We start from the raw sequence: 7,630 nt of genomic DNA, 5'->3' as shown, positions 1-7,630 counted from the left end.
TGCGGTGCATAGACCACGGGTGGCGGGGGCGGCGCATAAACCGGTTGCGGCGCGACATACACCGGCGCGGGAACGCCGATATTCACACCTAACCGAACCTGTGCCATAGCTGCACCAGACAGTCCCAACGCCCCGATGGCGACTGCGCCTGCAAAAATCGATGTCTTTAACTTGTTGTTCATTTGAAGACCACCTCAACGGAATGTTGTTATGGAAATCTTAGCTGAACGATCTCCGGGTAGTGTTTCAACGCAGTAACCCCGAATTACGACTACCGACCGGATGTGACATAAAATTTCAGCGGTTCGCCTGATGTGCAGGGGCCTGGCGTGAGAAAGCAGCGCCGCCCCTCTGCCTCACATCGGGAAGTGGCACTTGATCTGTCGCAGCCCTGACGAGCGCCGCCAGTTCTGCACACACCGTCCCGCCTGCAGGTCGGTCGGCGCACATTGTTCGAACGTGATTGAGCTTGCCGCTAAAGTTTCCCACCGTTTCCCGTTATTGATGGCTGTGACTTAAGACACTGCCGTCATTTTCCAGCGGGCCTCGCCAATAACAAATGTTTTCCCGGCATTCCAATTCGTTCGACGTGTTATCTGGTATACCAGCCTGAGGAAATGCGGCTGCTTGCGCGTTGTTATTCGGATGGCTTGGCGCGGGACGGTATATCGATCGCGCCTGATCAGTAGTTTCTTTTAGTGCTTCCCGGACAAACCGGCTTTTACCGCTTTCGCCACTATGTTTCGGCACTCAACCATATTTGATATATCTGCCAACCTCGCCAACAGGCTTGCTCATTCAACCTAACGGAAAGGCGTCTAATCCTGGTTATAACGTTCTATTCAATCACGGTTTCCGTGATGCAGCCATTACAAACGTGCTGAACGGTACAACAGGAGGGGCGAGTGCTGTTCGGAGTAAAAGCATTGGAGACTTTGGCAACACACTTATGGTTGTATATGCGCTTAGCTTTGGGTTATGGCCGATAAGCAGATTGCATAGGCTGGCGCATGGGACCATCAGCTGAAACCAAGCCAACGGCCTAAGCCCTTTCATTTAACTCGTAAAGCATCGTTGCCCTGCTATGAAGCAGGGCAACGCGCTCTCTTATTACTCTCAGGTCTAGTGGCGTTACTCCATTACGTCATAGAGCGCCCTCTTTCGATAATCGTAGCATTTTATTATTAAAGTGATAAGTGATTTTAATGGTGTTTGTCGCGTCCGGTTCTCATACCTTTACCTACCGCACGCGCATGCTTTTTTAGGATGAATGGCATGATTAGCGGGCGCTTATGCGTCGCAGCATGAGAAACGCCTTGGGACGCCGATTTTCGCTTTCTAAATTTGACTCAAGCTGTTCGCGCGCTTGCAACGCAAATCGAAAGCTTGCGCGGTTACCACGCCCTGTCGCAGTCCCAGTGAGACAATCCGTGATTTCGAAGGAACATACGATGATCGACGGTCTCGTTTCCGGACGACTCTACGGTACTGCGCAAGTTCGTACCGGCCAGCACGGCACGCATTTCGTCACATGCCGCGTTCGTGCCACGGCAGGCGATGGCGAGAGCCTTTTCATCAACGTGATTGCTTTCGACGATATAGCCAAGGAAGCGCTGCAGGCGCTCGATGACGGCGACAGCGTCTCCCTCGCCGGCGCGCTTACGCCGAAGGTCTGGACCGACAAGCAAGGCATTGCGAAGCCGGCGCTGGACATGGTCGTCCACGCCGTCCTGAGCGCCTATCACGTACAGCAAAAGCGCCGCACGGTGCGCGGACAGCCGGATATCGACGTGGATCAGGATGACGTCCTGGGCGATGTATAACCGCTGACCACAGCCTTTTAGCGGTTAAACGAAAGCACCAGCGGGTGGTCGCAAAAGATGCGGTTTTCATGGACCTGACCGTCCTTGTGCCGGACGCAGTCCACGCCTTCGAAACGCAGTGGCACACCTTCGTGCGTACCCGTCGCAATCCATCGAATGAAAACCGTGTCGCCGCGGCTTGCGTAGTCTGCGACTTCGAGGCTGAAATCGGGAACCCGCCGGAGCAGTTCATGCAGCGGACAAACATACGCTTCGACGCCCTTCAGCGGTGTATCGAGCCCCGGCCAATATCCTTCGATATCCGCAGCCAGTTCGTCCGACGGCTTGCTGAAATCCGGCGCCGCCCAGAACGCCGCGTACTTCTCGACACTCCAGTCGCGGCCCATCAACGCGCTGTCGATAAACCCCGTGATACTGGTGAAGCGTCCATCCATGCCGAAATCGCCGATATCCGTGCCGCTTGCAAACTGCCGCCCGGTTGCATCGATCAGACGCCAGCTGAAGCGCACCACTTGTCCCGTCGCATCTATCTTGCCAATACGCTCGAACTTCAAGCCCGGCATGGCCGCCTGGAACGCACCGATCATTCCGGCGAAGCCCTTGGGGCCCGTGCTGTTCATCATCGGGTCGGCGTAGCGCCCGCTTTCTTGCAACACCTGCGCGGCAAGCGTTTCGCGGCGCGATGTATCCGTCTCATTCCAGGCATCGATATAACGGCCCACCAGAACCTCATGCTCGGTCATCATGCTCTCCTGTTTTCAACGTGACTGACTTGCGGCCGAACCGGATTGGCACGGCCTGGAAGTCATGATCGGGAGAGGCGCGCGGCGCGTCGATTACGCGAGAGGTAATGGCCGCGTGCACGGCGCTTTGCTAAGGTAAGGACATGAACACTCTGACCTCGACGGCCGTGTCGGCCGTACCTATTGGCACGTTGATCAAGCATTGGCGCGAACGGCGGCGCATGAGCCAGCTTTTGCTTGCCAACGAAGCAGAGATCTCGAGCCGGCATCTGAGCTTTATCGAAACCGGCCGAGCCTCGCCAAGCCGCGCGATGGTGTTGCGTCTCGCCGAATACCTCGATGTTCCGCTGCGCGAGCGCAATCAATTACTCACGGCAGCCGGCTTTGCGCCGGTGTTCCGGGAACGCTCACTCGAAGATCAATCGATGGCACCCGCACGGCTCGCCGTCGAGCAAGTGTTGAAGGGACACGATCCCTACCCGGCGCTGGCAATCGACCGGCACTGGAATCTGATATCGGCAAATGGTGCGGTCGCAGCGCTTGTCGCCAGTGCTGATCCTGCGCTGCTCGAGCCACCGGTCAACGTGCTGCGGTTGAGCCTGCATCCGAACGGGCTTGCGTCGAAGATCGCGAATCTCGGGCAGTGGCGAAGGCATCTGCTCGAACGGCTCGACGGCCAGATACGCGTGAGCGGCGACGTGCAACTCATCGCATTGCGCGACGAGTTATCGAGCTATCCGGGCGCCTCGAACGAAGACCGGACGATGGAATCGTCCATCGCCATTCCGTTCGTGTTGAATACCACGGCCGGACGTCTATCGTTTATCACGACGACGCTGGTATTTGGCACACCGGTCGATGTGACGCTGTCGGAGCTTGCCATCGAGATGTTCTTTCCCGCCGATGAAGCAACAGCCGCAGCGTTGAAGCGATAAAACCCCGTCGCTCTGCGAAGCAAAATCATCGATGGCTGCAACGTGCTGCGCGAGAGCTCGCGTGGTCACATCCCAATCTAATGTGCAGAATTATTACTTGCCGAAAATGCTTGAAACCGGCGAGTGTATAGGTCAAGCCTCGGCGCGGGCGAGGCAACCGACATGAAAATTTCGGTTGCGTTTTGAATCGCAAACTCCTATACTTTTTATAGACTATGGCAACCAACCGCGATTGGGAAAAGCTCATTCATGAGATAGCGCAAAGCACCATCAACGTGATCTTTACCAGACATGCCGACGAGATGATGACAGCACGATGCATCACGAAAGCAATGGTGCTGGAAACGCTGCGTCGAGGACATATGGTGCGTCCACCCGTGCAGACGCCAGCCGGCAACATGAAGTGCCGGATGGAGTACGACTGTGGCGGGGACGAGATCAAGGTCATTGCGGCCGTAGCCGGCATGGGCGCGACGCAAACCATAGTCGTCACTGCGTTCGACAAAGATAGAGAGGAGTAGAAAAAAATGTACACCTATACCGATTGCGGCTTGACCAACATTGTCGTCGCGAACGGCTACGAAGAGCACGACACCGAGTTTGGCCCGGGCGTTTCGTTTCACGACCTGGATGGCCTGATCCGGGCAATCTGCCTCGCGCTTGCAAGCAAGCGTTCACCGCTTACCGCCGAAGAGTTTCGCTATCTTCGGCAAGCGCTGTGTTTATCGCAGACGTCGGTTGGACGCTTGATGGGCGTAACCGATCAGGCCATTGCCAAGTGGGAAAAGAAGCACGTTCCACTGCCCAAGCTGGCCGACTTCGCCATGCGGGCCATCTACATGGAACACGTGGGTGGCAATCAGAAGGTCAAGGATCTGGTCGAAGCACTCAATGTGACAGAAAGAGTGCTGACCATAGTCATGCGTGAAACCGAGAAAGGCTGGCAGCACGAAGAGGAAGAAGCTGTTGCTTAGGAAGCGAAGTCCGCCGCAAGCCAGAAGACCTTGCGGGGCGTCTCGCAGATTCGTTGCTCAATAGAAAAAACAAAACCCCGCAGATCTGACGATCTACGGGGTTTTTGACCATCTTCTGGCGGAGACGGAGGGATTCGAACCCTCGATCCAGGTTTTAGCCCAGATGCTCCCTTAGCAGGGGAGTACCTTCAACCTCTCGGCCACGTCTCCTGCACTTTCTGCCGCGCGGGAGTCAGCGCGACGAAGCCAAGATCATAGCGGGTTAGCGGCTGCGGGTCAATTTCATGAGACAAAAATTTTCGCATCTGAGAGCGCGTTGAAGAACGATACATCAAGCCCTTAAACGGTAACAAACACCCGCCTCTGATGCGCTATCCATTCACGCTTTTGCAATTCAAGCGCGATCGAGTTCGAACACCTTGTGCAACGCCCGCACGGCGAGCTCGGTGTACTTCTCGTCGATGAGCACCGAAATCTTGATCTCGGACGTCGAGATCATCTGGATGTTGATGCCCTCTTCCGCCAGCGTCCGGAACATCGTGCTGGCAATGCCCACGTGCGAACGCATGCCCACGCCCACGACCGACACCTTCGACACCTTGGGGTCGCCGCGAACCTGCTCGGCCTTTACATGTTCCTTCACCTGGTTCGTCAGGATATCCATGGCGCGCGCGTAATCGCCGCGGCCCACCGTGAACGTGAAGTCGGTCTTGCCGTCCACGCTCGTGTTCTGGATGATCATGTCGATGTCGATGTTCGCATCCGCCACCGGGCCCAGGATCTGGTACGCAATACCTGGCTTATCAGGCACGCCCATCACGGCAATACGCGCTTCGTCGCGCTGGAATGCAATGCCCGAGATAACAGCTTTTTCCATGGTCTCGTCTTCTTCAAAAGTAATCAGGGTGCCCGAGCACATTTCGGTTTCAAGCGGAATCAAGGGGTCCGTCAGGCTCGACAACACGCGTGTCTTCACCTGATATTTACCCGCGAATTCCACCGAACGGATCTGCAACACCTTCGATCCGAGGCTCGCCATTTCCAGCATTTCTTCAAACGTCACACGATCCAGCCGGCGCGCCTCTTCCACCACGCGCGGGTCTGTGGTGTAGACGCCGTCGACGTCCGTGTAAATCAGGCATTCATCGGCTTTCAATGCCGCCGCAATGGCCACCGCCGACGTATCCGAACCGCCGCGTCCGAGCGTTGCAATATGGCCTTCCGGATCGACGCCCTGGAAGCCCGTGATCACGACGACCTTGCCTGCATGGAGATCGGCGAGCACGCGCGTGCCGTCGATCTCGCTGATCCGTGCCTTCGTGAATGCGCTGTCGGTCTTGATGGGTACTTGCCAGCCGGCGTAGCTGACCGCTTCGAGGCCTTCGGCCTGCAATGCGATAGCCAAGAGGCCGACGCTGACCTGTTCACCCGTGGAGGCGATCATGTCGAGCTCGCGCGGGTCGGGGTTCGCGGTAATTTCGCGCGCGAGGCCGAGCAGGCGGTTCGTTTCGCCGGACATGGCCGACGGGACGACAACCAGCTTGTGGCCTGCCTTGTGCCATTTGGCGACGCGCCTGGCGACGTTCTTGATGCGCTCGACCGAGCCCATCGAAGTGCCGCCGTATTTATGTACGATGAGTGCCATTGTCGTTTTGAACTGGAGGAAAAGCCGCGCTGCGCGCCGTGTAATGCGCCGCGTACCGCACGTGGTTCACGTATTGCAACAGAAGCCCGCCTTGAGCGTGAGTCAGGGCGGAATCTGGATAGGTGCGATCGACGACTTAAGCGTGACGACGAAACGCGGACGCCGCGCGCGCAAGGTTCGCTCACACGCAAAATGCGATTCCAGCGGCTGAAAACGCGTCTTCTGGACGGAAAAGCTGCTTGAAAGGCGTAGCGGGAAACCGGTAAACGTACCCGATCGAGGCCTAAAACACAAGCTGGAACGGCCGTTTCCTACGTGGCATGACGGCGCCGGAATCCGCAGGAAGGGAGAAAATTACCGACCGGCAGATGATGCCTGGACCGCTCAACGGGTCAGGCGATCACCAGATCCGGTTGCCACGCGATACGCCAGCGGGGGCCGGTTTCGTCGCTGCCGGGTCGCTCGCACGCGCGGTTGATCCCAATCAGCGGCACGAACAAAAGAGTCTCGCCTGAAAAGAGAAGCGGCACGTCGCGCTTCCATCCCGGCACTCCCTGCTCCTGAAACAGGTTTTTGAGCGTGCGGCTCGGCCCATTTGCCGATATCCTCACTCGCTCGCCGCCCGCACGCGAACGTGCGGTGAGCGGGCTCAGGCGCAGCGTGGCTTCGGAAACGGAGTCGGCAGTATCGGTGTCGTCGTCGGTCACTGGCGAGAACACGAAAGTCCCGCGCCACTGCGGCAAGCGCCACACGCTTTCGCCATTCCAGTCGAGTCTGCTTGCCGCGCGCAGTGATGCTGCGCCGTTGTCGAGATCTGCCGGATCGGCGCTGTCACCCGTCTCCCAGAACATGGAATCCCGGTACACCCGCAAACACTGTCCCGCATGATCGATGCGCAACGCATGACCGTCGCGGGAAGCCGCGGCATCGCGCAACTGGCGGAGGATCTCGCCAATACGCGCCGTCGATGCCGCCTGCAGTCCAAGCACGCGCATCCAGTAGCGCAAGAGGTTGATCGCGCGTTCATCGTCGAGCGTGAGCACAGCCGATGACATCAATGCGTTTTCATCGTCAGGATGGGCGGCCGATTGCAGATCGATGCGCGCAAGATCATCCAGCAGGCGTTGCGCCGACGCCGCGTGCGACGCCGTGCGCGCAAGTGCATCGCGAAAACCGGGGAAATGCACGGCGAGCGCGGGAAGGACATCGTGGCGCAACGCGTTGCGCGCATAACGGGTATCGGCGTTGGATTCGTCGTCGATCCAGCGCAGATCCCGCTGATGCGCATAGTGCTCGAGCTGCGCTTTCAACACATGCAGCAAGGGCCGGACACGCGGCACGGAAAGACCGTCGGCGCGTTGTGGCGCCATGGCGGCGAGCCCAGGAAGGACATCGTGGCGCAACGCGTTGCGCGCATAACGGGTATCGGCGTTGGATTCGTCGTCGATCCAGCGCAGATCCCGCTGATGCGCATAGTGCTCGAGCTGCGCTTTCAACACATGCAGCAAGG

7 protein-coding genes, 1 tRNA gene and 1 pseudogene are annotated in these 7,630 nt (G+C 58.0%); 4 read left to right on the top strand and 5 right to left on the bottom strand.

Annotated elements, in window-relative coordinates:
* Positions 1 to 182 (bottom strand): annotated as a pseudogene (locus tag ACRXB1_RS25185) (hypothetical protein); the annotation flags it as partial.
* A gap of 1,269 nt (positions 183 to 1,451) precedes the next feature.
* Here ACRXB1_RS25185 and ACRXB1_RS25180 point away from each other — a divergent pair.
* Positions 1,452 to 1,823 carry a single-stranded DNA-binding protein gene (locus ACRXB1_RS25180; protein WP_062169774.1) on the top strand — a complete coding sequence of 124 codons (372 nt, stop codon included), beginning with the start codon at positions 1,452 to 1,454 and terminating at the stop codon, positions 1,821 to 1,823.
* Between the two features lie 17 nt (positions 1,824 to 1,840).
* On the opposite strand, the gene ACRXB1_RS25175 is transcribed toward ACRXB1_RS25180, so the two are convergent.
* Positions 1,841 to 2,569: an ester cyclase gene (locus ACRXB1_RS25175; protein ID WP_449493581.1), complete on the bottom strand. Its 729-nt coding sequence runs from the start codon at positions 2,567 to 2,569 to the stop codon at positions 1,841 to 1,843.
* Positions 2,570 to 2,709: 140 nt separating this feature from the next.
* Between ACRXB1_RS25175 and ACRXB1_RS25170 the strand changes: the two genes are divergently transcribed.
* The 3 genes from ACRXB1_RS25170 to ACRXB1_RS25160 all read left to right on the top strand — a co-directional run bounded on the left by ACRXB1_RS25170 (position 2,710) and on the right by ACRXB1_RS25160 (position 4,475).
* Positions 2,710 to 3,501, top strand: coding sequence for a helix-turn-helix domain-containing protein (locus tag ACRXB1_RS25170; RefSeq protein ID WP_061999099.1), 792 nt, complete (start codon positions 2,710 to 2,712; stop codon positions 3,499 to 3,501).
* 215 nt (positions 3,502 to 3,716) lie between these two features.
* Positions 3,717 to 4,022, top strand: a complete 306-nt coding sequence (locus ACRXB1_RS25165) for a DUF4258 domain-containing protein (RefSeq protein ID WP_449493580.1) — start codon at positions 3,717 to 3,719, stop codon at positions 4,020 to 4,022.
* Between the two features lie 6 nt (positions 4,023 to 4,028).
* Positions 4,029 to 4,475 carry a helix-turn-helix domain-containing protein gene (locus ACRXB1_RS25160; protein ID WP_449493579.1) on the top strand — a complete coding sequence of 149 codons (447 nt, stop codon included), beginning with the start codon at positions 4,029 to 4,031 and terminating at the stop codon, positions 4,473 to 4,475.
* A 116-nt stretch (positions 4,476 to 4,591) separates the two neighbouring features.
* Here the strand turns inward: ACRXB1_RS25160 and ACRXB1_RS25155 are convergent.
* The 3 genes from ACRXB1_RS25155 to tilS form a co-directional block, all read right to left on the bottom strand.
* Positions 4,592 to 4,685, bottom strand: a tRNA-Ser gene (locus ACRXB1_RS25155).
* Between the two features lie 184 nt (positions 4,686 to 4,869).
* Positions 4,870 to 6,120 (bottom strand): aspartate kinase, encoded by a 1,251-nt coding sequence (locus ACRXB1_RS25150; RefSeq protein ID WP_449493578.1) that lies wholly within the window; start codon positions 6,118 to 6,120, stop codon positions 4,870 to 4,872.
* A gap of 392 nt (positions 6,121 to 6,512) precedes the next feature.
* The coding region (gene tilS / locus ACRXB1_RS25145; RefSeq protein WP_449493577.1) for a tRNA lysidine(34) synthetase TilS at positions 6,513 to 7,630 on the bottom strand (1,118 nt) is incomplete at its 5' end.

This window comes from Caballeronia sp. M23-90 (assembly GCF_053574605.1).
The sequence above is the reverse complement of the archived record's forward strand: the minus strand, read 5'-3'. Positions and strand labels throughout refer to the sequence as shown.

Excerpts from the sequence above, each read along its gene's own strand:
- ACRXB1_RS25180 (WP_062169774.1), top strand. The coding sequence starts at position 1,452 with ATGATCGACGGTCTCGTTTCCGGACGACTCTACGGTACTGCGCAAGTT.
- ACRXB1_RS25175 (WP_449493581.1), bottom strand. The coding sequence starts at position 2,569 with ATGATGACCGAGCATGAGGTTCTGGTGGGCCGTTATATCGATGCCTGG.
- ACRXB1_RS25170 (WP_061999099.1), top strand. The coding sequence starts at position 2,710 with ATGAACACTCTGACCTCGACGGCCGTGTCGGCCGTACCTATTGGCACG.
- ACRXB1_RS25165 (WP_449493580.1), top strand. The coding sequence starts at position 3,717 with ATGGCAACCAACCGCGATTGGGAAAAGCTCATTCATGAGATAGCGCAA.
- ACRXB1_RS25160 (WP_449493579.1), top strand. The coding sequence starts at position 4,029 with ATGTACACCTATACCGATTGCGGCTTGACCAACATTGTCGTCGCGAAC.
- ACRXB1_RS25150 (WP_449493578.1), bottom strand. The coding sequence starts at position 6,120 with ATGGCACTCATCGTACATAAATACGGCGGCACTTCGATGGGCTCGGTC.